Origin of the sequence: Pseudoalteromonas sp. S558, assembly GCF_005886635.1 — a bacterium.
Lineage (GTDB): Bacteria > Pseudomonadota > Gammaproteobacteria > Enterobacterales > Alteromonadaceae > Pseudoalteromonas > Pseudoalteromonas aliena.
Window position 1 is genome coordinate 1 of sequence record NZ_PNDU01000692.1, and the last position, 341, is coordinate 341.

Here is a 341-nt window from a genome sequence, read left to right on the forward strand (position 1 = left end):
TAATAGATAAAGAACCAAGTAACTGTTTTAGCATTCAATTCCCTTATGCGTTTAGTAGCTCAAACCATTTATCTAAACTGTAATCGTAGTTATCCATCACTGTATTCCACACTGCAATATTCGAAAAGCGCTTTTCATAGCTGCCGCCATCGCGAATCTGCCCAGGCAAAATTATATTTTTGCCATCGGTACCCGCTAGTGGTTGAGTCGCGGCTTTGCCATCATACCAATAATCCCATTCGGGCTTGGTGATTATTTCTTTGCTACGTTCTGGATGAGAAATGTAAGAACCCTGCTTTGAAATACATGCACCCGGCCAGCCCGATAACCACCAGTTGATG

At 42.5% G+C, this 341-nt stretch carries 1 pseudogene; it reads right to left on the reverse strand.

The window, feature by feature from the left end:
• Nucleotides 1-43 precede the first annotated feature (43 nt).
• Nucleotides 44-341: pseudogene (locus CWB66_RS21965) on the reverse strand (signal peptide prediction); the annotation flags it as partial.